The following is a 23,944-nucleotide window of genomic DNA, read 5'->3' as shown; positions in this document are numbered from 1 at the left end:
CTTGGAGCAGAGGTAAGGTGAAATCCAGAGCGGGATGATGATCGTTCCCACGCTCTGCGTGGTAGCGCTGCCATGGACGCTCCGCGTCCACACTGACGCGGAGCTTCAAGGGATGCATTCCCACGCCGGAGCGTGGGAACGATCAGCAGAGGTACCTGAGTTACTCGAAGTGTTCGAGGTTGACCGGGTCGCCGGATTTCATATTCAACTGCTGCCGGATGTCTTCAAACATCAGATCGTAATGCTTGTGGACAGAGCCGATCTGGCTGTGGGTCTTGGGAATTCCGTACTTTTCGGCGATTTTCGTCACGTTGCTGGCGAAGTTGTAGGCTTCCTCTTTCGGCAGGAAGAACGGCTCCGACACGTCCTTGCCCTGAATGCTGCCATGCAAGGTGAACTGGATGCCTTTTTCCCCTTTGGCATTCTTGCTGACTTCATAATCGAGGTGCACGTTGTAGCTGACATCATCCGGGGTCAGCGCATGACGTTCGATGTGCAAGTGTCCCGGCTCGAATTGTGCCATTCACGTCTCTCCTTACAGGTAGGTAATGCCAGGTGTCGCGGTGCTGATGCGGGTGCCAGCCTTGCCCTGGACGATCGATTCGATGTCGGCGAGTGAGCCGATCACCGCGACTTTTCCAGTATGGCGTGCGAACTCGCAGGCTGCCTGCACCTTTGGTCCCATGGAGCCCGCGGCGAAGCCGAGTTTTTCCATTTCGTCCGGGTGAGCCTGAGCGATGGATTTCTGGGTGGGTTTACCGAAGTCGACAAACGCCGCGTTGACGTCGGTGGCGATCACCAGCAAGTCGGCTTCAAGCTGTTCGGCCAGCAGCGCCGAGCACAGGTCCTTGTCGATGACCGCCTCGACACCTTCGAGCTTGCCGGGGGCGGTGTACATGGTCGGAATGCCGCCACCGCCGGCGCAAATCACGATGCTGCTTTTTTCCAGCAGCCACTTGATCGGGCGTATTTCAAAGATGCGTTTCGGTCTGGGGCTGGCGACTACCCGGCGATATTTGTCGCCGTCCGGGGCGATTGCCCAGCCTTTTTCGGCAGCCAGTTTTTCTGCCTCGGCCTTGGTGTACACCGGGCCGATGGGTTTGGTGGGGTTCTGGAAGGCCGGGTCATTGGCATCGACTTCGACCTGCGTCAGCAGGGTCGCGAACGGCACTTCGAAGTCCAGCAGGTTGCCCAGTTCCTGTTCGATGATGTAGCCGATCATGCCTTCGGTTTCAGCGCCGAGCACGTCCAGCGGATAGGGAGAAACCGAGGTGTAGGCCGCGGCTTGCAATGACAACAGCCCGACCTGCGGGCCATTGCCGTGGGCGATGACCAGTTGGTTGCCGGCGTGGATCTTGGCGATCTGCTCGGTGGCGATCCGGATGTTGGCGCGCTGGTTGTCAGCGGTCATCGGTTCACCCCGACGGAGCAGGGCGTTACCGCCCAGTGCAACGACGATACGCATGGTGGTTGTCCTTTTAGAGTCGGTGATCCTGGATCGTTCCCACGGTCCCCGTGGGAATGCATCTGGTGACGCTCCGCGTCACATCGGACGCGGAGCGTCCGTGGCGGCATTCCCACGCAGAGCGTGGGAACGATCGTTTGGGGGCAGTCCTTACAGATCAGCCAGCGTCGACACCAGAATCGCCTTGATGGTGTGCATGCGGTTTTCCGCTTGCTCGAAGGCAATGCAGGCCGGCGACTCGAAGACGTCATCGGTCACTTCGATACCGTTCTTCAGGTGTGGGTACTGCTCGGCGATCTGTTTGCCGACCTTGGTGTCGCTGTTGTGGAAGGCCGGCAGGCAGTGCATGAACTTGGTGCGCGGGTTGCCGGTGGCTTTCATCAGTTCGGCGTTGACCTGATAAGGCAGCAGTTGCTGAATGCGCTCGGCCCAGGCCTCCACGGGTTCGCCCATCGACACCCAGACATCGGTATGAATGAAATCCACACCTTTGACGGCGGCTTTCGGGTCTTCGGTGAGGGTGATGCGGGCACCGCTTTCTTCACCGTACTGTTTGCAGCGGGCCACCAGATCGTCCGCCGGCCACAAGGCTTTCGGCGCGCAGATGCGCACGTCCATGCCGAGCTTGGCGCCGATCAGCAGCAGCGAGTTGCCCATGTTGTTGCGGGCGTCGCCGAGGTAGGCGTAGCTGATGTCGTGGATCGGTTTGTCGGCGTGTTCACGCATGGTCAGCACGTCGGCAATCATTTGCGTCGGGTGATATTCATCGGTCAAACCGTTGAACACCGGGACCCCGGCAAACTTGGCCAGTTCTTCGACGATCTCCTGTTTGAAACCACGGTATTCGATCGCGTCGTACATGCGCCCCAGTACGCGGGCCGTGTCCTTCATGCTTTCCTTGTGGCCGATCTGCGAAGAGTTGGGATCGATGTAGGTGACGTTGGCACCTTGGTCATAGGCCGCGACTTCGAACGCACAGCGGGTGCGGGTCGAGGTTTTTTCGAAGATCAGCGCGATGTTGTTGCCCTTGAGGTGCTGCTGTTCGGTGCCGGTGTATTTGGCGCGCTTGAGGTCGCGGGACAGGTCGAGCAGGTAACGCAATTCGCGAGGGGTGTGGTGTTCCAGGCTCAGCAGATTGCGGTTATGAATATTGAACGCCATTTTGGATCTCCTAAGGTGTCGGTTATCCCTTCGGCCCACACTCGGTAAGTGCGGGCCGAAGTTAATAGGTTAGTAGTCGATCGGATCGCGGATGATCGGGCAGGTCATGCAGTGGCCGCCGCCGCGACCGCGTCCGAGTTCGCCGGCGCTGATGGTGATCACTTCCACCCCGGCCTTGCGCAGCAGAGTATTGGTGTAGGTATTGCGGTCGTAGCCGATGACCACCCCCGGTTCCACGGCCACCACGTTGTTGCCGTCATCCCATTGCTCGCGTTCGGCGGCGAAGCTGTTGCCGCCGGTTTCGACGACGCGCAGGGCCTTGAGGTTGAGGGCCTTGGCCACGGTGTCGAGGAAGTTGGTTTCTTCGCGACGGATGTCGATGCCGCCCGGTTTGCTTTCGTCGGGGCGAAGGGTGAAGGCAACAATCTGGTTCACCACTTCCGGGAAGATCGTCACCACATCGCGGTCGCAGAAACTGAACACGGTGTCCAGGTGCATCGCCGCGCGGGATTTCGGCAGGCCGGCGACGATGACCTTCTCGACGGCTTTGTTCTTGAACAGGTTGACCGCCAGTTGGCCGATGGCCTGGCGGGATGAGCGTTCGCCCATGCCGATCAACACCACGCCGTTGCCGATCGGCATCACGTCGCCGCCTTCGAGGGTGGAACTGCCGTGGTCCTTGTCCGGGTCGCCATACCAGATTTCGAATTCGGCGTTGGTGAACTGCGGATGGAATTTGTAGATGGCGGTGGTCAACAGGGTTTCCTGGCGACGCGCCGGCCAGTACATAGGGTTGAGGGTGACGCCACCGTAGATCCAGCAGGTGGTGTCGCGGGTGAACTGGGTGTTGGGCAGCGGCGGCAGGATGAAGCTGGAGTGGCCGAGGAATTCACGGAACATCTGGATGGTCTTGCCGCCGAAACTGTCCGGCAGGTCATCGGCAGAGACCCCGCCAATCAGGAACTCGGCGATCTTGCGCGGCTCCAGGCTGCGCAGCCATGAACTCGTTTCATTGATCAAGCCCAGGCCCACCGAATCGGCGGTGATCTTGCGTTGCAGAATCCAGTCCAGGGCTTCGGGGATGGCGACGATGTCGGTCAACAAGTTGTGCATTTCCAGCACATCGACATTGCGCTCACGCATCTTGGTGACGAAATCGAAATGGTCGCGCTTGGCCTGAGCCACCCACAGTACGTCGTCGAACAGCAGTTCGTCGCAGTTGTTCGGGGTCAAACGCTGGTGGGCAAGCCCGGGGGAGCAAACCATGACTTTGCGCAATTTGCCGGCTTCGGAATGGACGCCGTACTTAACTTTTTCCGTGGTCATTTCAGTGATCCTCCAGCTACAAATTACAGGGTCAGAAAGCCGTCATAGAGACCGTAGGCCGCTACCAGCGCGCCCACGACCACCGCGGCGAAAATCAGTTTCTCGACGTTGGTGAACACCGGTTTGTCGAGTTCCAGCTTGGCCTTGGCGAACAGGATGGCGCCGGGTGCGTAGAGCAGGGCCGAGAGCAGCAGGTACTTGATACCGCCGGCATAGAGCAGCCAGACCGCGTAAATCAACGCGATGGCGCCGATGATCAGATCCTTCTGCCGTTCACCCGCCGCGCCTTCATAGGTTTCGCCGCGTACCGCCAACAGCAGGGCATAGGCGGCCGACCACAGGTATGGCACCAGAATCATCGAGGTGGCGAGGTAGATCAGCGACAGGTAAGTGCTGGCCGAGAACAGCGTGATGATCAGGAATACCTGGACCATGGCGTTGGTCAGCCACAGCGCATTGACCGGCACTTGGTTGGCGTTTTCCTTGCGCAGGAAGGCCGGCATGGTGTGGTCCTTCGCGGCGGCGAACATGATCTCCGCACACAGCAGCACCCATGACAACAGCGCACCAAGCAGGGAAATGATCAGGCCGACACTGATCAGTACTGCCCCCCATTTACCCACCACATGCTCGAGCACGGCGGCCATCGACGGGTTCTGCAGCTTGGCCAGTTCCGGTTGAGTCAGGATGCCCAGCGACAGCACGTTCACCAGCACCAGAATGAGCAGCACGGAAATAAAGCCGATCACCGTGGCCTTACCCACATCACTGCGTTTTTCCGCACGCGCCGAGAAAATGCTCGCACCTTCAATGCCGATGAACACCCAGACGGTGACCAGCATCATGTTGCGTACCTGATCCATCACGCTGCCCAGGTCAGGGTTTTTCAGGCCCCAGATGTCGGCGGTGAAGATGTCCAGTTTGAACGCGAACACGGCAATCAGGATGAACAGCACCAGCGGCACAATCTTGGCTACGGTGGTGACCAGGTTGATGAAGGCGGCTTCCTTGATCCCGCGCAGCACCAGCAGATGGACGGCCCAGAGCAGGACAGAGGCGCCAATCACTGCAGCCACCGTGTTGCCCTCACCGAAGACCGGGAAGAAGTAACCCAGGGTGCTGAACAGCAGGACGAAATAGCCGACGTTGCCCAGCCAGGCGCTGATCCAGTAGCCCCAGGCGGAAGAAAAGCCCATGTAGTCGCCGAAGCCGGCCTTGGCGTAGGCGTAGACACCACCGTCGAGGTCAGGCTTGCGGTTGGCCAGGGTCTGGAACACAAAAGCGAGCGTCAGCATACCCACGGCGGTGATGGCCCAGCCAATCAGAATGGCGCCGACGTCAGCACTGGCGGCCATGTTCTGTGGCAAAGAAAAAATCCCTCCACCTATCATTGAACCAACTACCAGGGCAACCAGTGCTCCCAGTCGAAGTTTTCCAGGGGTTTCAGACATTGCATGACTCCATTGCAGATGAAGAGGGTTAACAGCTTGGTTCTGTTTACAACTCAATCAGCTGACATGGATCAGTGCATGGTCACATTGTGGATAAAAGCTCACCAATTATTCGCAGGCACAAGTCAGCATTCTGAAAAGCCTGTCCTAGAGGCGTCGTGTTTTAAGTATTTAACGGATCGTGTTGCTGCTTTATGACGCTAGTTCGTTTTTAGGCGGACGCAAACTTTGCGGAGGTAATTTCAGTAGCAAATAGTTTTATTGAGGGGCACGGTTAAAGCGAATCGCTATAAAAAAGGGTAAATCTATAAGCGCTCAGTAAGAGTCGTAAATTGGCGTTAACGAATAAAGGTTATTACGCTCTACCCAATTAGATAATAAGAAGATAACCCGGTATTTTCCGAGCCATTGGAGGCGCAACAATGTCGCAAACCCAGCAAAAGCTTCGCCTGAGCGCGCTGATCGCTCTGGTCGTGGGCTCGATGATTGGCGGTGGAATATTTTCCCTGCCGCAGAACATGGCCGCCAAAGCCGATGCCGGTGCGATATTGATTGGTTGGGCAATCACCGCCGTCGGCATGCTGACCCTGGCGTTTGTGTTCCAGACCCTGGCCAATCGCAAACCGGAGCTGGACTCGGGGGTGTACGCCTACGCCAAGGCCGGCTTTGGCGATTACATGGGGTTTTCCTCGGCATGGGGTTACTGGATCAGCGCCTGGCTGGGCAACGTCGGCTACTTCGTTTTGCTCTTCAGCACGCTGGGGTTTTTCTTTCCGGTTTTCGGCGAGGGCAATACGCCGATTGCCATTGCCTGTGCCTCGGTGCTGTTGTGGACGGTGCATTTTGTGGTGATGCGCGGAATCAAAGAGGCGGCGTTCATCAACCTGCTGACCACGGTGGCCAAAATCGTGCCGTTGATCCTGTTCATCGTGATTGCTGCGGTGGCGTTCAAGGCCGATGTGTTTACCCGTGACATCTGGGGGCGCAGCAATCCGAGTTTCGGGAGCGTGATGGACCAGGTGCGCAACATGATGCTGGTCACTGTCTTTGTGTTCATCGGTATTGAAGGCGCCAGTGTCTATTCGGCGCGGGCGGAGAAACGTTCGGATGTGGGGCGGGCCACGGTCATTGGTTTTCTCGGTGTGTTGGCGTTACTGGTGCTGGTCAACGTGTTGTCGCTGGGCATCATGAGCCAACCGGAGTTGGCCACCTTGCAGAACCCGTCGCTGGCGTCGGTGCTGGAGCATATCGTCGGCCCGTGGGGCGCGTTGCTGATCAGCGTGGGTCTGGCGATTTCACTGCTGGGCGCGTTGCTCTCGTGGGCGCTGCTGTGTGCCGAGATCCTGTTCGCCACGGCGAAAGACAAGACCATGCCGGCGTTCCTGACCAAGGAAAACGCCAATCATGTGCCGGTCAATGCGCTATGGCTGACCAACGTGATGATTCAGCTGTTCCTGCTGATCACGCTGTTTTCCGCCGGCACCTACACCAGCCTGATTTACCTGGCCTCGTCGATGATTCTGGTGCCGTATCTGTGGTCGGCGGCCTATGCGGTGTTGTTGAGCGGGCGCGGTGAAACCTATGAGCACGCTTCGGCAGAACGGACCAAGGATCTGTTGATCGGTGGCGTCGCCCTGAGTTACGCGGTGTGGTTGTTGTACGCCGGTGGTTTGAAGTATTTGCTGCTCTCGGCCTTGCTGTATGCGCCGGGCGTGATCCTGTTCGCCAAGGCCAGGCGTGAACAGGGTAAACCGCTGTTCACACCGGTCGAGAAGGGCATATTCACCTGTGTCATCTGCGGTGCCGGGTTGGCAGCCTATGGGCTGTACAGCGGGGTGTTGAGGTTGTGAGCACTCCTGCATGGAATGCATCAACCTGCGGGAGTGAGCCCGCTCGCATCGAAGGGCTTGCCCAACGAGAGGCCGAGCATAGATAGATGAAAACCCCATGCAGGAGCTGAGCTTGCTCGCGATGGCGGCGTGACAGTCAGCTATGCAGTGTCTGACCCTGCGCTATCGCGAGCAAGCTTTGCTCCTGCCGGGTGCGTTTTTAAACGCGGAACTGATCCATCAACTTCATTTGCTGGGTCGTCAGGCTGTTGAGTTGGCTGCTGATATGCGCCGATTCGGTAGCTTGGCCGGTCAGGGTTTCGGTGACGGTGCGGATCGCGGAGACGTTGCGGTTGACCTCTTCGGCTACGGCGCTTTGCTGTTCCGCGGCGCTGGCGATTTGCAGGTTCATGTCGCTGATCACGGTGACTGCGTCGCTGATTTTGCTCAAGGCCTGCACCGCTTGCTGGATTTGTCCGGCGTTGCTGTGGGCCTGGGTCTGGCTTGAATGCATGGTGGCAACCACGCCGCGTGTGCCGCTCTGGATACGCTCGATCACCAGGCGAATTTCTTCCACCGAGTCCTGGGTGCGTTTGGCCAGGTTGCGCACTTCGTCGGCCACCACCGCAAAACCACGACCACTCTCGCCTGCACGCGCGGCTTCGATCGCCGCGTTGAGCGCCAGCAGGTTGGTTTGCTCGGCGATGCTGCGGATTACCTCCAGCACCGAACCGATCTGCTCGCTGTTGACCGCCAGTGCCTCGACCTCGGTCACGGCCTTGCTGACTTCATCAGCCAATTGATTGATGTCGCGGGTGCTGCGCTCGATGATCTGCATGCCATCGCGGGCCGATTGATCGGCGCCTTTGGCGGCGCTTGCCGCATTCGACGCACTGTTGGCGACGTCGTGGGCGGTGGCGCTCATCTCATTGGAAGCGGTGGCGACCTGGTCGATTTCGCGGAACTGCACCTGCATGCCTTCGCTGGTTTGACGGGCGATTTCCGAAGACTGGTCAGCGGTGCCGCGAGCGTCGGTGATGCTTTGCTTGATCTGCGCGATGGTCGGTTGCAGCTTGTCGAGGAACCGGTTGAACCAACTGACCAGCTCGCCCAATTCATCCTTCTTGCTGTAGTGCAGACGCTGGGTCAGGTCGCCGTCGCCACTGGCGATCGCCTTGAGCATGTCGGCCACGCTGTTGATCGGCCGGGTCACGCCCGAAGCGGTGAGCCACATCAGCAGCAAGCCGATCAGGCCGGCAATGATCGCCACCACAATGGCTTTGATCGTGCCAGTTTGCTGGGCGTCGTCGAGCACCGATTGCAGCTTCACCGAATCCGCCAGCAGCGTTTGCCTGGGCAGGTCGATGACCACGCCCCAGGCTTTGGAATCGGCAATCGGGCTGACCGGGTACACCGCGCGGATCAGGTCACCCTGCTGGAGAATTTTCGCGGTGCCGGCGCCGAGCAGTTGCAAGACATCCTTGCCATCAGCGCCCAGGGTATCGCCGATGCTTTTGCCGACTTTGCTGGCGTCGACGCTGTAGGCCGCCATGACGCCCGTGCCGGAGACAATCAGCATGTGCCCGGCGCTGTTGAACAGTTCACGCTGGGAATCGACCGCCGCAGCTTGCAGGGCGTCGAGCGCGATGTCGATACCGACCACGCCGATGGCTTTGCCCTCAACCAGCAGCGGAACGGAAATGGTGGTCATCAACACTTCCTTGCCACCGACCATATCGGCGTACGGGTCGAGCAGGCAGGTGCGCTTGCTGTCCCGCGGGCAGGTGTACCAGATGTTGTAGGGCGTGCCGCTGAGGTTAAGCGTGGTCTTGGTCATGTCCTCTTCGACCATGATGGTATTGAGCGCTTCACCCCCGGCGCGGCTCCAGTACGTAGCGAAGCGACCCGCCTCGTTGGACTGACGGGCGGCATCATTGGCGAACTCGCTGTCCTTGCCGTCGAGGCCGTTGGGTTCGAACGCCAGCCAGATCCCCAGCACCTTGCTGTTGCGCTCGAATGCGGTCTTCAAGCTCTGGTTCAACTCTTCGCGCAGGGCGCCGGGCTCGAGCGAGCGCTTGGCGGCGAGGTTGCGCATGTCGTTGATCTGATCCGCCAACGCGGTCACTACCGTCAGGGTTTCACCGAACGTCTTCTGCACCCGAACCGCTTGCTCGGCGGCCTTGGCCTGCAGCAAGTCCTGCACGCTGGCGGTGAGCATTCTGCTGCTGGAGTCGCTGACCAGTTCATCGTTCTGATTGGTCTGGTAGAAGTTCATGCCCACGATCAACGCGACGACGCCGAGCAGGCAGAGGCCGGAGAGCAGGACAATTTTCAGGCGGATGGACAGTGAGTCGAACATGGGGCGAGCTCGCGAATGGATGAAGAGTTGGCTGTGAGCCGGAGCGGCTCGATCCGCCAAATCCATTTAGCGCCATTCCATCCACATCGGCGCGAAGCCGAGATTGCATGAGCAGCATGCCGACGAACGGTCATGGTTGAACGTTTGCGCGGGAAAATGTGCCGAAAGCAGGCTCAAAAACAGGAAAAATCGCGGTGCATTCAGGTGCGTCGCGTCGGCGATTCAGGCCGCGACCAGATCCACAGATTGCCCAGCCCCATCCCGACGATCGCCAGATAAATCGGCCAGCCATGGTCGAGCATTACCAGCATGAGACCGGCACATAGCAGCATGCTGACCGTGGCGCTGACTTTGGCCCTGCGCGCGATGATTCTGCCGTTGCGCCAATTGCTGAGGATGGGACCGAACAATCGATGACTTTCCAGCCAGGCACTCAGGCGTGGCGAACTTTTAGTGGCGGCCCAGGCGGCCAGCAGGATGAATTCGGTGGTCGGCAGGCCGGGAATGACGATGGCGATCAGGCCGATACCCAGGCTGACGTAGGCCAGCAGGCCGAAGAGAACGCGGGTTAGTTTTGAGGAGGCGGGCATGGGCTCACGGCAGGTATCGAGGCTAGATCAGGATCTGGGGAAGTTGCTCGGTCCCTGTGGGAGCGGGCTCGCCCGCGATAGCAATTTCCAATTCAGCATCTCTATTGGATGTGAAGCCGCCATCGCGGGCAAGCCCGCTCCCACAGGATTTTTATACAGTCAGGCGATTTCCGGGGTGGTGGCGTAAGCCTGTTCCAGCAACACCGTGAACCGATTGAACGCATCGATGGCGCCTTTATCCAGTTCGGCTTCTTCCTCTGCGCTGAGCGACAGTCCATCGAGGGTTTTGACGAAGCTCTTCCAGCCTTGCGCACGACCACCGGCCGGCTCGCCCAAGTGCCGCGCACCAAAGGTTTCGCTCAAACCCAGGCCCACGGCACGCTTGATCAGGAACGCCGCACCCAGCTTCGAGCCTTCGGAAACGAACAGCCAGCCCAGCGCTTGGGGCTTGCCTGGGTTGTTCACCGCACCGGCGACCGGTGCCGGAACGTCGGTGTCCAGGTCCGCCAGGTCGGCCTTGGCCGCTTCGGCGCGGCAGCGAGCGCAGAGGTCCGGGACGATGGCGTTCAGTTGAGCATCGTTGTACAGCGACACCAGTTCCGACTGGAACAGGTACTGCGCCACCACGAAGCGGGCGAAGCTGGCCCGGGATTCAAAAGGCGCGTGGGCTTTGACCAGGGCATCGAGTCTGGTGTGGGGCTCGTGGGTGATCTGGTTCAGGCGTTGGGAACGCAGGCTCGGGGATTGAACGGTGTCCTGAGTGGTCATGACAAATCCTTTGGAAGAAAAAGAAACGCTTGTTAACGAGACGAATCAGCTCGGGCCAGGCAGTAAAAAAACCTCACTGCGCAGCCCTGTGAAGCCGCGCAGAGAGGTGAGGCCGGTCAGATATCCCAGATCAGGTTGATGGCGAAATTGCGGCCCGGCTGGGTCAGGCGATCAAGGTTGGCCGGTTGGGTCACCGAGGCTTCGCCGACGCTGTCGTAGCCGCGCACGTCGTCCCACAGCCAGTACTTCTTGTCAGTCAGGTTGTAGATGCCGCCGCTGAGGGTGACGTCGTTGGTCACCTTGTAGAACCCGGTCAGGTCGAGGATGCCGAAGCCCGGCGTCTTGAACTGGCTGCTGACGCCGTCCGGCGACTTGAAGTTGCTGTCGTCGACGCGGTCCTTCTTTTTCACCAGGGTCCAGCTGAGCAAGCTGCCGTAGTTGTCCTGGTCGTAACCCAGACCAAACACGCCGGTCAGCGGGTTGACGCTGTTGATCGGCTCGCCATTGTCGTTGTTGCGACCGTAGGCGTAGGCCACCGAGCCCTGGGTATAGAGACCTTGTGGCGCACCCAAGGTATCGAGGTTCAGGCGACCCTTGATTTCCGCGCCCTTGATGGTGGCGTGCTTGATGTTGGCGCTCTGGAAGGTCGGTTGGTCATAACCCGGAGTGACAGCGTCTTCGTTGATGAAGTCGCGGTACTTGTTGTAGAACACCGCCATTTCGAATGAGCCCTGCTCGAAGTTGCCCCGCAGGCCCGTCTCGTAGCTTTGGCTTTTTTCCGGTTCCAGGTCCGGGTTGGGTTCCACGCTGTAACCCGCCGCGGTGTTATCGAAACGCCCGTACAACGCCTTGGCGGTCGGGGTGCGGAAGCCTTCGGCGTACTGGCCGTACCAGGTGTAGTTATCGGTCAGGGCGTAGGTCAGGCCGAACTTGGGCGAGACTTTGTGCCAGGTCTTGTTTTCGTCGCTGACGGTGCCGCGACCGTCAGCCGAAACGGTGTTGAGGAATTCGTCGGTGATGTCCGGCTTGAGTTCGGTGTAGTCGTAGCGCAAGCCCGGCAGGAAGGTCCACTTGTTCCAGCTGATCTGATCCTGGGCGAACACGCTGTAGGTGTTGATGGTCGGGTCTGGGAAATCCGAGGATTTTTTCAGCACGTCCGCTGGGCTGCTGGCGCCAATGGCAGTGCAGCCGCGACCGACCGCCAGGCAGGTGCCGTTGCCGCTGCGCGAGCCGGTGACTTTCTGTTGCTTGAGGGTGGTGCCGTAAGTCAGCAAGTGCTCGGTGTCGGCAATGCTGAAAGATTTATCCAGCTGCAAATCGAACACCCACTGCTTTTCTTCGTAGAGAGTGTCGCGGGTTCGCAGTACCTGGCGAGTGATCGGGAAATAGAACTCGTCGGTGCTCTGGTCAGTCTTGGCAATCTGATGGTTCAGGCTCCACTTGATATTGTCCGTCAGCAGGCTGTCCAGGGCGAAGCTGTGTTCCAGGCCAAAACGCTCGCGGGTGATCGTGTCGTTACCGGTGCGCCACTGGTACATGCCACCAGGCAAAATGCTCGCCGGGATGGTGGGGGCGCCCTCGAAGAACGGGCCGCCATAGGCACTTTTCTGGTCGCTATCGCGATCGTCCTTGTACTTCTCGTAGGTCAGGCCCAGGCGTGCGTCGTCCTGGTAATTCCAGCCGACCTTGGCCAGGACGTTGCTGGTGCGTACGTCCTCCGGGTTGGCCGCCGTGCGGCTCAGACCGGTACCGTTGTTGTTGCCATAGGATTCGGTTTCGTGACCGTCGCGCTGGCTGTAATGCAGCAGGCCGTCGAATTGATCGGCACGACCGGCCACGGTGGCGGATTTCAGCCAGCTCTCGTCAGCGGAGCTGTAGCCGGTCTTCAAGCGTGCGCCAACATCCTGGCCGGGCTTGATGATGTCGTCCGGATCGAGGGTGAAGTAGCTGACCGCGCCGCCGATGGCGTTGCTGCCGTAGAGCACCGAAGCGGGGCCGCGGAGGATCTCGACGCGTTTGACGATTTCCGGGTCGCCGTAGTTGCGCTGCGTCTTGGCATAGGGGCCGTTGAAGAAACCGTTGGGGACTTCGACCCCGTCAATCTGGGTCAGAACCCGGTTACCGTCGATGCCGCGGATGTTGAAGCCGCTGATCCCGCCGCGGGTGCCGGCACCGCCTACCGAAACGCCCGGCTCGTAGCGCACCAGATCCTTGATGGTATTGACGTTGTTGCGGTCCAGTTCTTCGCGCGTGTGGACAGTGACCGTGCTGGGTACGCTGTCCACCGACTGCTCCTGGCGGGTGGCGCTGATGGTCGTCTGTTGCAGATTGAGCGCGCTGCCGGTGGTGCTACGCTCCAGCACGATGTTGTTGTCACCCAGTTTGCGATAACTCAGGTTGGTCCCCACCAACAGGCGATCCAGGGCTTTGTCCGCAGGCAACGAGCCGCGCACACCCGGCGAAGCGACCCCTTGCGCGAGCTCGGCCGGCAAGCCTACCTGCCAGCCTGTCACGGCGGTAAAGGCATTGAGTGCCGAGACCAGCGATTGCGGCGCGATGGTGAATGCGTAGTCGCCCATTTTGCGGGTCTGCTGTTCGGTAGCAGTAGCCGCCATCAGCGGGGCGCTGCCGGCCATCAGGATGGCGGCGGTCAGCAGCGACAGCACACGGGAAGGTGAAGGGGATTGGCGGGTAAGGCGAGAGGACATCGATAGCGCTCCGTGTCGCACGAATCTTTATAGGTGCTGATTGGCAGGTTTAGATGCGAATCAATTGCATTGGCTATAACGAGACGTACGGGGAACGGCTATCGAGTAAAAATAATTCTCATTCAGTTCAAGATCACCAGCGCCGGGTATTCCTTCAGTTGCGCGGAAGTGATGTGGGCCAGCGAGCGAACCACGTCCAGCGGCTGATCGAGACGATAATTTCCCGTCACGGCAACCGCGGCCAACTGCTCGTTGTTGTTGATGATCCAGCCCGGATAGTAACGACGCAGCTCAGCGAGCACCTGGTTCAGCGGGCAGTTTTCAAACACCAGGCGTCCCTGGACCCAGGCCAGGTCGGTGGCTGCATCCAGCTTGGCCGGGCGGTCGAAGCCGTTGGGGCCGATGCGGATGCTCTCTCCGGCGGTCAGGCGAACCCGTGCGTCGTCATGGGTGGCGCGCAAGTCGACATCACCGCGCTGCACGCGAACCTGGGTCACGCCGTCAAGGTAGCGCACGGCAAATGCCGTATCGCGCACGCTGGCGGTAACCAGGCCCGCGTTGATTTCCAGCGGCCGATCACGATGGGGCTGAACCTCGAAAAATGCCTCGCCTTGATACAGACGTGCCTGGCGTTGCTGGTCGTTGATGGTGCTGGAAAACGCCGAGTTGGTGTTGAGCAGGACTTTCGAGCCGTCCTCCAGTTGCAGGCGCTGGCGCTCGCCAACCACGGTCAGGTGATCGGCCTGCAGGCGCATGGGCAGATTGCTGAAGCTGAACAGACCGAGGATCAGCACGGCCGCCGTGGCCAAGGGTTTCCAGTGCGGGCGCAGGCGAGCCAGCACGGTGACTTTGGCGGGGCGGGCAGCCAGGTTCTGCGCGCATTGCGTGACGTGCGGGCCGTTCCAGATCGCCTGGGCCTTGGCGAACGCGTTGGCATGCGCCGGGTCCGCCGCAAGCCATGCATGGAACTGGCGCGTTTGCTCTTCGCTCGGGCTGTCCAGCACGATCAGCCAGTCTAGGGCCTGGTCCATCGCGTCTGCAGTAGCCTGCGCCGGTGAGGGCGAAGGGGAGCGGTGGGTGTCCGTCACGGTGTTTCCTCGGCAGTGTCTACGCACGGCTGTTTTTGTAGTGAAACTGAAAAGAGCGGCAAGGGTAGCCCTGATGACCAGACCCGTCGAGCCGCAGCCGGCTCAGTGGCCGTTTGACCGTTCGGCGACGCCGATACAGATCGTCATGATCAGTTTCAGTTCCTTCTGCACGGTGCTGAGCGAAACGCCGAGTTTTTCAGCAATCTCCAGATAACTGTGACCGTGCAGGCGGCTGAGGATGAAAATCTGTTGCTGACGAGGGCTGAGTTGACTGAGGCGTACGTTCAGACGCTCGAGCAATTGTTCGGCATGGGCGGCGTCTTCGGCGCTGCTGGCGGGGGCGGCAACACTTTGCACCACGTCCACGGGCACGTCCTCGACCATGGTCCGAGAATGGATGCGTCGCGCACGCAAATGGTCCAGTGCCAGATTGCGGGCAGTCTGGAAGACAAATGGTTCAAGATGATCGATGGCCCTCTCACTGAGAGCGCGGGTCACTCGCAGGTAGGTCTCCTGCAACAGGTCTTCGGCGGTGCTGTGATTGTTGACCATTCGCTCCAGCGTGCGCAGCAGGGAGACTCGCTGGGTAATGAAAACGTCGTTGAAGCGCGATTGACTCACGGGAAGACCTGATCCATTTTGAGTGAATGATAATGCTTATCATCCACGCGCATGGTCAAGTCTTGATTTTGTTGATGATTACGCGCGGCCCTGCAAATAGGTCGCGTAATCCGGAATCCGATGCGAGTGTTGTTGATCCATCATCGGGCTGCTGAGCAAATAATCGGCGCTGCATTCATTGCACGCTACCGGAATGTTCCAGACCGCCGCGACCCGCAGCAACGCCTTGATGTCCGGGTCGTGCGGTTGCGGTTCGAATGGGTCCCAGAAGAACACCAGCATGTCGACCCGTTGCTCGGCGATTCGCGCGCCAAGCTGCTGGTCGCCACCCAGTGGGCCGCTGATCATGCTTTCCACTGGCAGATCGAGGCGTTGTTGCAACAACAATCCCGTGGTGCCGGTGGCGACCAGTTCATGCTGGGCGAGACGGTCTTTCTGTCGTGCGGCCCAATCGAGCAGAAATACCTTGCAGTGGTCATGGGCCACCAGGGCGATACGCTTGCGCGCCGCCATGGTTTTTTGCGTGAAGCTGATACCGATCATGGGGTTTTCCACAGGGCGATTTGCGAGGGGGCTGAGGACGCCATCGCCTGCCTGTATGAGCGAGGCTTGCCCGCGAACCCGGCACCGCGGTTATTCATTGGTACCGCGTTATCGTTCTTCGCCGACAAGCCTGGCTCCTGCAGGATCGGATAAGGCGCAACAGGCGAAGGTTATTCGGCGTTGCACAGCGCCAGGCAGTTATCGAGCATGCGGTTGGAGAAGCCCCATTCGTTGTCGTACCAGGCCAGTACCTTGAGCAGCTTGCCGCTGGACTTGGTGTGGTTGGCGTCGAAAATCGATGACAGCGGGTTGTGGTTGAAGTCGCTGGAAACCAGCGGCAAGGTGTTGTAACCGAGAATCTTCGAATGCTGGCTGGCGTGCTTGAGCAGGGCGTTGACTTCTTCCGCGCTGGCTTCTTTTTTCAGCTGTACGGTCAGGTCTACCAGCGATACGTTGATCACTGGTACACGCACCGCCATGCCGGTCAGTTTGCCCGCCAGTTCCGGCAGCACCAGGCCGACCGCTTCGGCGGCGCCGGTCTTGCTCGGAATCATGTTCTGGGTGGCCGAACGCGCGCGGTACGGGTCACTGTGGTAAACGTCGGTCAAGTTCTGGTCGTTGGTGTAGGCGTGGATGGTGGTCATCAAACCGCTTTCGATGCCCAGCTCGCGGTGCAGCACCTGGGCCACCGGGGCCAGGCAGTTGGTGGTGCACGAGGCATTGGAAATGATCTGGTGCGATTGGCGCAGAATGTCGTGGTTGACCCCGTAGACCACGGTGGCGTCGGCGCCTTTGGCTGGCGCCGAGATGATCACTTTGCGTGCGCCGGCCGTAATATGCGCGGCAGCCTTGGCGCGGTCGGTGAACAGGCCGGTGCATTCGAACACCACATCAATTTTTTCCGCGGCCCAGGGCAGGTCGGCCGGGTTGCGAATGGCGCTGACGGCAATACGGTCGCCATTGACGGTCAGGCTTTCCTGATCGTGCTGGACATCCGCGTCGAATGTGCCGTGAACGGTGTCGTATTTGAGCAGGTGCGCATTGATAGCGCTGTCTCCGAGATCGTTGATGGCAACGATCTGCAGATCCTGACGGTAGCCCTGGGTATAGAGTGCGCGCAGGACGTTACGGCCAATCCGGCCAAAACCATTGATTGCAATTCGAAGAGTCATTAACAGCGCCACCGTCGTTTTGTTGTTGGAATTACAAGATTATTCGCAAAAAAATAGAAAACAAGCCTTTTTGATGGCAATATTTTGTTCAATCTACAACGAGTGACCTGAATCAACTGGTCCAACCGATCAAGAAAACCGTCTGTCATCCCATCGACACCGGCGTTTGATCAGCATAGACAATCAGGTCGCCACATCCGTTAGCCTGGAGTTCTACACATGCATCCCCGCGTCCTTGAGGTCACCGAACGGCTTATCGCCCGCAGTCGCGCCACGCGTGAGGCTTACCTTGCATTGATTCGCGGTGCGGCCAGCGACGGCCCGATGCGCGGCAAGCTGCAATGCGCCAACTTCGCCCACGGCGTGGCCGGTTGCGGCAGCGACGACAAGAAGAGCTTGCGGATGATGAATTCCGCGAACATTGCAATTGTTTCGTCATATAACGACATGCTCTCGGCGCACCAGCCGTACGAAGTCTTCCCTGAACTGATCAAGAAAGCCCTGCGCGAAATCGGCTCCGTCGGCCAGTTCGCCGGTGGTACACCGGCCATGTGCGATGGCGTGACCCAGGGCGAGCCGGGCATGGAGCTGAGCCTGCCGAGCCGTGAAGTGATCGCGCTGTCCACCGCCGTGGCGTTATCCCACAACATGTTCGACGGCGCGCTGATGCTCGGCATCTGCGACAAGATCGTCCCGGGCCTGATGATGGGCGCGTTGCGCTTTGGTCATCTGCCGATGATCTTCGTGCCGGGCGGGCCGATGGTTTCCGGAATTTCCAACAAGCAGAAAGCCGACGTGCGCCAGCGCTACGCCGAAGGCAAGGCCAGCCGCGAGGAGCTGCTGGAGTCGGAAATGAATTCCTACCACAGCCCCGGCACCTGCACCTTCTATGGCACCGCCAACACCAACCAATTGCTGATGGAAGTCATGGGGCTGCACTTGCCGGGCGCTTCCTTCGTCAACCCGAACACGCCACTGCGCGACGCCCTGACCCGCGAAGCGGCGCATCAGGTGACGCGCATTACCAAACAGAACGGCGACTACTTGCCGATCGGTGAAATCGTCGACGAGCGTTCGCTGGTCAACTCCATCGTGGCGCTGCATGCCACCGGTGGCTCGACCAACCACACCCTGCACATGCCGGCCATTGCCATGGCGGCGGGCATTCAGTTGACCTGGCAGGACATGGCCGACCTCTCCGAGGTGGTGCCGACCCTGAGCCACGTCTACCCGAACGGCAAGGCCGACATCAACCACTTCCAGGCCGCGGGTGGCATGTCGTTCCTGATCCGCGAACTGCTGGAAGCCGGGCTGCTCCATGAAAACGTCAACACCGTGCTCGGCCATGGCCTGAGCCGCTACACCAAGGAGCCGTTCCTCGACAACGGTGAACTGGTATGGCGCGAAGGCGTGACCGAGAGCCTTGATGAAAGCATTCTGCGGCCGGTCGCTCGGGCATTCTCGCCAGAAGGCGGTTTGCGCGTGATGGAAGGCAACCTCGGTCGCGGCGTGATGAAGGTGTCCGCCGTGGCGCTGGAAAACCAGATTGTGGAAGCGCCGGCAATGGTGTTCCAGGATCAGCAGGACCTGGCGGATGCGTTCAAGGCCGGATTGCTGGAGAAGGATTTTGTCGCGGTGATGCGCTTCCAGGGGCCGCGCTCCAACGGCATGCCGGAACTGCACAAGATGACGCCGTTCCTCGGTGTGCTGCAGGATCGCGGCTTCAAGGTTGCGCTGGTGACCGACGGGCGCATGTCCGGCGCGTCGGGGAAAATCCCGGCAGCGATTCACGTCAGCCCCGAAGCTTATGTCGGCGGCGCTTTGGCGCGGGTGCAAGAGGGCGATATCATCCGCGTCGATGGCGTCAAAGGCACCCTGGAGCTTAAGGTGGACGCCGAAGAATTCGCAGCGCGCACGCCGGCCAAAGGCCTGTTGGGTAACAACATCGGCACCGGTCGCGAACTGTTTGGTTTCATGCGCATGGCCTTCAGCTCGGCGGAGCAGGGCGCCAGCGCCTTTACTTCTGCCCTGGAGACGCTTAATTGAAACTGGCTTTGGTCGGTGACATCGGTGGGACCAACGCACGTTTCGCGTTGTGGAAAAACCAGCAGCTGGAATCGGTCCAGGTGCTGGCGACAGCAGATTTCGCCAATCCGGAACAGGCAATCAGCCTTTACCTGAGCGGGCTCGGCCTGGCACCGGGGGCTATCGGTTCGGTGTGCCTGTCGGTGGCCGGCCCGGTGAGCGGCGATGAATTCAAGTTCACCAACAACCACTGGCGTTTGAGCCGCAAGGTCTTCTGCCAGACCTTGCAGGTGGATCAGCTGTTGCTGGTCAACGATTTTTCGGCCATGGCGCTGGGCATGACCCGTTTGCAGCCCGGCGAATTCCGCGTGGTCTGCGAAGGCACGCCGGAGCCGTTGCGGCCGGCGGTGGTGATCGGTCCCGGCACGGGGTTGGGCGTCGGCACTTTGCTCGATCTCGGCGAAGGCCGATTTGCCGCACTGCCGGGGGAGGGTGGCCACGTCGACTTGCCGCTGAGCAGCCCTCGCGAGACTCAACTGTGGCAGCACATCTTCAATGAAATCGGGCATGTCAGCGCTGAAACGGCATTGAGCGGCGGCGGCTTGCCACGGGTTTATCGGGCAATCTGTGCGGTGGACGGGCATGAGCCGGTGCTTGAGACACCGGAAGCGATCACCGCTGCCGGTCTGGCGGGAGACCCGATTGCGGTGGAAGTGCTTGAGCAGTTCTGCTGCTGGCTCGGTCGGGTGGCCGGCAACAACGTACTTACTACCGGTGCGCGCGGTGGCGTGTACATCGTGGGCGGGGTGATTCCACGCTTTGCCGATTTCTTCCTCGAAAGCGGTTTCGCAAGATGCTTCGCCGACAAGGGGTGCATGAGCGATTACTTCAAGGGGATTCCGGTGTGGCTGGTGACGGCTCCGTATTCCGGGCTAGTAGGCGCCGGTGTGGCCCTCGAACAGGCACACCAGTGATCGTTCCCACGCTCCGCGTGGGAATGCAGCCCGTGACGCTCCGCGTCACTGGACGCGGAGCGTCCCTTGAGGCATTCCCACGCAGAGCGTGGGAACGATCCGTTCATCAGGCATAATCCGCCCCAATTCCAACAACAAGGATGCCTTCGAAGTGAGCTCAGTCAACAAGTCGATTTTGTTGGTCGATGACGATCAAGAGATACGCGAGTTGCTGGACACCTACCTGACCCGCGCCGGGTTTCAGGTACGTACCACGCCCGATGGCGCCGGTTTTCGCCAGGCCTTGAATGACGAACCCAGTGATCTGGTGATCCTCGATGTGATGTTGCCGGACGAAGACGGTTTCAGTTTGTGTCGCTGGATTCGTCAGCACCCGCGGCGGGCTCAGGTGCCGATCATCATGCTCACCGCCAGCTCCGACGAGGCTGACCGGGTCATCGGCCTGGAGCTGGGCGCGGACGATTACCTCGGCAAACCCTTCAGCCCTCGCGAATTGCAGGCGCGCATCAAGGCGTTGCTGCGTCGTGCGCAGTTCGGCCAGGAGCGCAGCGGTGGGGAAGTGCTGGCCTTCGATGACTGGCGGCTGGACATGGTCAGCCACCGGCTGTTTCACATCGACGGTGAAGAAGTGATTCTGTCCGGCGCCGATTTCGCCTTGCTGAAACTGTTCCTCGATCACCCCCAGGAAATCCTCGACCGCGACACCATCGGCAACGCCACCCGCGGTCGTGAACTGATGCCGCTCGACCGCATTGTCGACATGGCGGTGAGCCGATTGCGCCAGCGTCTGCGCGACACCGAGAAACCGCCCCGGCTGATTCGCACTGTGCGTGGCAGCGGTTATCAACTGGCAGCCAATGTGATTGCCAGCAATGGTCACTGAATCCCTGCGCAAACTCGCAGGGCGCGTGCCGGTGCCGCGCTCGCTGTTGGGGCGCATGTTGCTGCTGACCCTGCTGGCGGTGCTGTTCGCCCAGACGTTATCGAGCGTGATCTGGGTCTCGCAATTGCGTGCTACCCAGCTTGAAGGCCTGGTCACCAGCGCCCGCAGCCTTGCCCATTCGATGACCGCCAGCGTCAGTTACTTCCGTTCGTTGCCCGTGGCGTTTCGGCCGTTGGTGCTCGACCAGTTGCGTAGCATGGGCGGTACGCGATTCGTGGTGACGCTCAATGACAAACCCCTGGGCATGGACGTGCTGCCAATCACCCCGCGCAAGGAAGCGGTGATCAACGCGGTGGACGAAGTGTTGCGCCAGTCCCTTGGCCATGACACCGATATTTCGGTGACCTTCGTCAGCCCCGAGGATCTGCGGATTTTCAACGCCGGCCTGAAGCTCGACGAGCTGCCACGCTCCTGGGCGCATTACGCGCTGACCCTGGAGCCGGTTAATCCGCCCGTGCTGGTCACGCAAATCCAGATGGCACCCGGCGAATGGTTGTACATCGCCTCGCTGCTGCCCGAGCCCTACACCAGCCTCGAAGAACAAGGCCTGCCGGCGCAGCAGGTGTGGTTCATCGTACTCACCAGCGGTTTCCTGCTGTTGTTCATCGGTCTGTTGGTGCACTGGCAGAGCCGTCCGCTCAAGCGCCTGGCGCGGGCCGCGCGGGATTTGTCGCTGGGCGCCGACGTCGAGCCGGTGGCCGAGGGTGGCGGCAGTGAAGTGGTCGAAGTCGGTCGCGCCTTCAACACCATGCGCGAGCGCATCAGCCGTTACCTGACTGAACGCAGCCAGTTGTTCAGCGCGATTTCCCACGATTTGCGCACACCGATCACCCGCTTGCGTCTGCGCGTCGAACTGCTCGAAGACGAAAAGCTGCAAGCCAAGTTCGGCCGTGATCTGGATGAGCTGGAGCTGCTGGTCAAAGGCGCGCTGCAATGCGTGAAAGACACCGACATCCACGAGAACATCGAGCCGGTGGATCTCAATCATGTGCTCGATTGTCTGGTGGAACCGTATCTGGCACCCAACGGCAATGGCCGCGTGACCCAGCAGGGACGAGCGCTGGCGGCGTATCCGGGCAAGCCATTGGCGCTCAAGCGCTGCATCGGCAACCTGATCGACAATGCCCTCAAGTACGGGCAGAACGCGCATCTGCACATCGATGACGACGACAGTGCGTTTGTTTTGCACGTCGATGATGAAGGGCCGGGGGTCCCGGAGCAGCGGCTGGAGCAGGTGTTCGAGCCGCACTTTCGTTTGGCCGGGCAGCAGCAGGGGTATGGCCTGGGGCTGGGAATCGCCCGCAACATTGCCCATAGCCATGGTGGTGAAGTCAGCCTGCAGAATTTGCGTGAGGGCGGGTTGCGCGTAACCCTTCAATTGCCTCGAAGTCTAGACTGACGACCGCGTTATCGTTCATCGCGAGCAAGCTTTGTTCCTACAGGCACCACGCACTGTAGGAGCACAGCTTGCTCGCGATGAATGCAAAGAAAATGTCACAGACTGGTGACAAAACCCGGCCCCTTCGTTACAAGCCCGCCACTGCCCGTTGTTTATGCTGGCCCTCAGTCATAACAACAAAAAAGGTCCTCCATGCACAGCTTCCAACCTGCCTTCAGCAGTTGGCTGAACGCACCTGCCCATCAGCAATGGCTCGCCACCGAAGGGTTGCGCCTGTTGGCGTTCGCCAAAGCTTCGAAGCTTCCCGAAGGCTTCGGTAACCTCGATGAAAAAGGTCACCTTGCGGCCAATGCGCAAGCGCAAACCATGATCACCGCACGCATGACCCACAGCTTCGCCATGGCCCACATTCAAGGCCTGCCGGGGTTTGCAGCGCTGGTCGATCATGGCGTCGAAGCTCTGCGCGGACCGTTGCGCGATGCCGTGCACGGTGGCTGGTTTGCGGTGGCCGAACACCGCGACGGCAACACCGGCAAGAATGCCTATCTGCATGCCTTTGTCGCGCTGGCCGCCAGTTCCGCGTTAGTCGCCCAGCGTCCCGGCGCACAAGCGTTGCTCGATGACGCCATCGACATTATCGACACCTACTTCTGGAGCGAGGAGGAGGGTGCCATGCGCGAGTCCTTCAATCGCGACTGGAGCGAAGAGGAGTCGTATCGCGGCGCGAACAGCAACATGCACGCCACCGAAGCCTTTCTCGCCCTGGCCGATGTCACTGACGACAACCGCTGGCTGTGCCGTGCGCAGCGTATCGTCGAGCGAGTGATCCACGGCCATGCCGCTGCCAACGACTACCTGGTGATCGAGCATTTCGACCGCGACTGGCAGCCTCTGCGCGAATACAACCACGACAACCCGGCCGATGGTTTCCGTCCTTACGGCACCACGCCGGGCCATGGATTCGAATGGGCGCGGTTGCTCCTGCATCTCGAAGCGGCGCGAGTGCAGGCCGGCATGCTGACACCCGGATGGCTGGCCACCGACGCGCAAAAACTCTTCGAGCAAAATTGCCTGCACGGCTGGGATGTCGACGGCGCAGCGGGCGTTGTCTACACCCTCGACTGGGACAACAAAGCAGTGGTCCGCCATCGCCTGCACTGGACTCATTGCGAAGCCAGTGCCGCCGCCAGCGCCTTGTTGCAGCGTACCGGTGATGAACAATTCGAGCGCTGGTACCGACTGTTCTGGGAATTCTGTGACAGTTTTTTCATCGACCGATGCGACGGCAGCTGGCATCACGAACTCGATCCGCTGAATCGCCCTAGTGCTGATATCTGGCCGGGCAAACCGGATCTGTATCACGCCTGGCAAGCCGTGCTGATCCCTCGACTACCGTTGTCGCCCAGTATGGCAACGGCTCTGGCGCAAATGTCCCAGGGCGGTTCTGTGTAACCATGCGGTGACATTCGCGCGTCCCTTCGTTACCTGCGAGGGGAGGCGTCCTGTTTAAACTCCTGTGCAG

The 23,944-nt window shown here is 60.1% G+C and carries 19 protein-coding genes and 1 pseudogene; 6 read left to right on the top strand and 14 right to left on the bottom strand.

Annotation, left to right across the window (positions count from 1 at the left end; translation table 11 throughout):
* Positions 1-160: 160 nt before the first annotated feature.
* The 5 genes from ASD60_RS03425 to arcD (ASD60_RS03405) form a co-directional block, all read right to left on the bottom strand.
* Positions 161-523, bottom strand: a complete 363-nt coding sequence (locus ASD60_RS03425; RefSeq protein WP_056852646.1) for a DUF5064 family protein — start codon at positions 521-523, stop codon at positions 161-163.
* Between the two features lie 12 nt (positions 524-535).
* Complete coding sequence (gene arcC / locus ASD60_RS03420; RefSeq protein ID WP_056852645.1) at positions 536-1,465, bottom strand: carbamate kinase; 930 nt, start codon at positions 1,463-1,465, stop codon at positions 536-538.
* A gap of 150 nt (positions 1,466-1,615) precedes the next feature.
* Positions 1,616-2,626, bottom strand: coding sequence for an ornithine carbamoyltransferase (locus tag ASD60_RS03415; RefSeq protein WP_056852644.1), 1,011 nt, complete (start codon positions 2,624-2,626; stop codon positions 1,616-1,618).
* Between the two features lie 69 nt (positions 2,627-2,695).
* Positions 2,696-3,952 (bottom strand): arginine deiminase, encoded by a 1,257-nt coding sequence (gene arcA, locus ASD60_RS03410; protein WP_056852643.1) that lies wholly within the window; start codon positions 3,950-3,952, stop codon positions 2,696-2,698.
* A 23-nt stretch (positions 3,953-3,975) separates the two neighbouring features.
* Complete coding sequence (gene arcD / locus ASD60_RS03405) at positions 3,976-5,403, bottom strand: arginine-ornithine antiporter (protein ID WP_056852642.1); 1,428 nt, start codon at positions 5,401-5,403, stop codon at positions 3,976-3,978.
* A 422-nt stretch (positions 5,404-5,825) separates the two neighbouring features.
* Here arcD (ASD60_RS03405) and arcD (ASD60_RS03400) point away from each other — a divergent pair, with 422 nt between their 5' ends.
* Positions 5,826-7,253, top strand: coding sequence for an arginine-ornithine antiporter (arcD, locus tag ASD60_RS03400; RefSeq protein WP_056852641.1), 1,428 nt, complete (start codon positions 5,826-5,828; stop codon positions 7,251-7,253).
* 199 nt (positions 7,254-7,452) lie between these two features.
* Here the strand turns inward: arcD (ASD60_RS03400) and ASD60_RS29755 are convergent, their stop codons facing one another.
* The 9 genes and pseudogenes from ASD60_RS29755 to gap form a co-directional block, all read right to left on the bottom strand.
* A complete protein-coding gene (locus ASD60_RS29755; RefSeq protein WP_442965973.1) occupies positions 7,453-8,208 on the bottom strand; it encodes a methyl-accepting chemotaxis protein in 756 nt (251 codons plus the stop codon).
* 102 nt (positions 8,209-8,310) lie between these two features.
* Positions 8,311-9,327, bottom strand: a pseudogene (locus ASD60_RS29750) (PDC sensor domain-containing protein); the annotation flags it as partial.
* 464 nt (positions 9,328-9,791) lie between these two features.
* Positions 9,792-10,181, bottom strand: coding sequence for a YbaN family protein (locus ASD60_RS03390; RefSeq protein WP_056852640.1), 390 nt, complete (start codon positions 10,179-10,181; stop codon positions 9,792-9,794).
* Between the two features lie 159 nt (positions 10,182-10,340).
* Positions 10,341-10,949 carry a biliverdin-producing heme oxygenase gene (locus tag ASD60_RS03380; RefSeq protein ID WP_056852638.1) on the bottom strand — a complete coding sequence of 203 codons (609 nt, stop codon included), beginning with the start codon at positions 10,947-10,949 and terminating at the stop codon, positions 10,341-10,343.
* A gap of 116 nt (positions 10,950-11,065) precedes the next feature.
* Complete coding sequence (locus tag ASD60_RS03375) at positions 11,066-13,657, bottom strand: TonB-dependent receptor (RefSeq protein WP_056852637.1); 2,592 nt, start codon at positions 13,655-13,657, stop codon at positions 11,066-11,068.
* Between the two features lie 122 nt (positions 13,658-13,779).
* Entirely contained in the window at positions 13,780-14,745 is a 966-nt protein-coding gene (locus tag ASD60_RS03370) for a FecR family protein (RefSeq protein ID WP_056852636.1), read from the bottom strand.
* 102 nt (positions 14,746-14,847) lie between these two features.
* Entirely contained in the window at positions 14,848-15,366 is a 519-nt protein-coding gene (locus tag ASD60_RS03365; RefSeq protein ID WP_056852635.1) for an RNA polymerase sigma factor, read from the bottom strand.
* A 78-nt stretch (positions 15,367-15,444) separates the two neighbouring features.
* Entirely contained in the window at positions 15,445-15,909 is a 465-nt protein-coding gene (locus ASD60_RS03360; RefSeq protein WP_056852634.1) for a methylglyoxal synthase, read from the bottom strand.
* Between the two features lie 170 nt (positions 15,910-16,079).
* Positions 16,080-17,081, bottom strand: coding sequence for a type I glyceraldehyde-3-phosphate dehydrogenase (gene gap / locus ASD60_RS03355; RefSeq protein ID WP_056852633.1), 1,002 nt, complete (start codon positions 17,079-17,081; stop codon positions 16,080-16,082).
* 219 nt (positions 17,082-17,300) lie between these two features.
* Between gap and edd the strand changes: the two genes are divergently transcribed.
* The 5 genes from edd to ASD60_RS03330 all read left to right on the top strand — a co-directional run bounded on the left by edd (position 17,301) and on the right by ASD60_RS03330 (position 23,874).
* Positions 17,301-19,127, top strand: a complete 1,827-nt coding sequence (gene edd, locus ASD60_RS03350) for a phosphogluconate dehydratase (RefSeq protein ID WP_056852632.1) — start codon at positions 17,301-17,303, stop codon at positions 19,125-19,127.
* A complete protein-coding gene (locus ASD60_RS03345) occupies positions 19,124-20,080 on the top strand; it encodes a glucokinase (RefSeq protein WP_056852631.1) in 957 nt (318 codons plus the stop codon). Before edd ends, ASD60_RS03345 begins: the two co-directional genes overlap by 4 nt.
* Positions 20,081-20,231: 151 nt before the next feature.
* Positions 20,232-20,963 (top strand): response regulator, encoded by a 732-nt coding sequence (locus ASD60_RS03340; protein WP_056852630.1) that lies wholly within the window; start codon positions 20,232-20,234, stop codon positions 20,961-20,963.
* Positions 20,953-22,422 (top strand): ATP-binding protein, encoded by a 1,470-nt coding sequence (locus ASD60_RS03335; protein WP_056852629.1) that lies wholly within the window; start codon positions 20,953-20,955, stop codon positions 22,420-22,422. The genes ASD60_RS03340 and ASD60_RS03335 overlap by 11 nt, the downstream gene beginning before the upstream one ends.
* 192 nt (positions 22,423-22,614) lie before the next feature.
* Entirely contained in the window at positions 22,615-23,874 is a 1,260-nt protein-coding gene (locus ASD60_RS03330) for a D-mannose isomerase (RefSeq protein ID WP_056852628.1), read from the top strand.
* Positions 23,875-23,944: the final 70 nt, after the last annotated feature.

Origin of the sequence: Pseudomonas sp. Root562 (assembly GCF_001427125.1) — a bacterium.
GTDB lineage: Bacteria > Pseudomonadota > Gammaproteobacteria > Pseudomonadales > Pseudomonadaceae > Aquipseudomonas.
This window is presented reverse-complemented; position numbering and strand designations above follow the sequence as displayed.

Bases quoted from the DNA above. Each gene is read 5' to 3' on its own strand.
- ASD60_RS03375 (WP_056852637.1), bottom strand. From the start codon at position 13,657: ATGTCCTCTCGCCTTACCCGCCAATCCCCTTCACCTTCCCGTGTGCTG.
- arcD (WP_056852641.1), top strand. From the start codon at position 5,826: ATGTCGCAAACCCAGCAAAAGCTTCGCCTGAGCGCGCTGATCGCTCTG.
- ASD60_RS03335 (WP_056852629.1), top strand. From the start codon at position 20,953: ATGGTCACTGAATCCCTGCGCAAACTCGCAGGGCGCGTGCCGGTGCCG.
- arcC (WP_056852645.1), bottom strand. From the start codon at position 1,465: ATGCGTATCGTCGTTGCACTGGGCGGTAACGCCCTGCTCCGTCGGGGT.
- gap (WP_056852633.1), bottom strand. From the start codon at position 17,081: ATGACTCTTCGAATTGCAATCAATGGTTTTGGCCGGATTGGCCGTAAC.
- ASD60_RS03360 (WP_056852634.1), bottom strand. From the start codon at position 15,909: ATGATCGGTATCAGCTTCACGCAAAAAACCATGGCGGCGCGCAAGCGT.
- ASD60_RS03330 (WP_056852628.1), top strand. From the start codon at position 22,615: ATGCACAGCTTCCAACCTGCCTTCAGCAGTTGGCTGAACGCACCTGCC.
- arcD (WP_056852642.1), bottom strand. From the start codon at position 5,403: ATGTCTGAAACCCCTGGAAAACTTCGACTGGGAGCACTGGTTGCCCTG.
- ASD60_RS03380 (WP_056852638.1), bottom strand. From the start codon at position 10,949: ATGACCACTCAGGACACCGTTCAATCCCCGAGCCTGCGTTCCCAACGC.
- ASD60_RS03415 (WP_056852644.1), bottom strand. From the start codon at position 2,626: ATGGCGTTCAATATTCATAACCGCAATCTGCTGAGCCTGGAACACCAC.
- ASD60_RS03390 (WP_056852640.1), bottom strand. From the start codon at position 10,181: ATGCCCGCCTCCTCAAAACTAACCCGCGTTCTCTTCGGCCTGCTGGCC.
- ASD60_RS29755 (WP_442965973.1), bottom strand. From the start codon at position 8,208: ATGCAGGTGCAGTTCCGCGAAATCGACCAGGTCGCCACCGCTTCCAAT.
- edd (WP_056852632.1), top strand. From the start codon at position 17,301: ATGCATCCCCGCGTCCTTGAGGTCACCGAACGGCTTATCGCCCGCAGT.
- arcA (WP_056852643.1), bottom strand. From the start codon at position 3,952: ATGACCACGGAAAAAGTTAAGTACGGCGTCCATTCCGAAGCCGGCAAA.
- ASD60_RS03425 (WP_056852646.1), bottom strand. From the start codon at position 523: ATGGCACAATTCGAGCCGGGACACTTGCACATCGAACGTCATGCGCTG.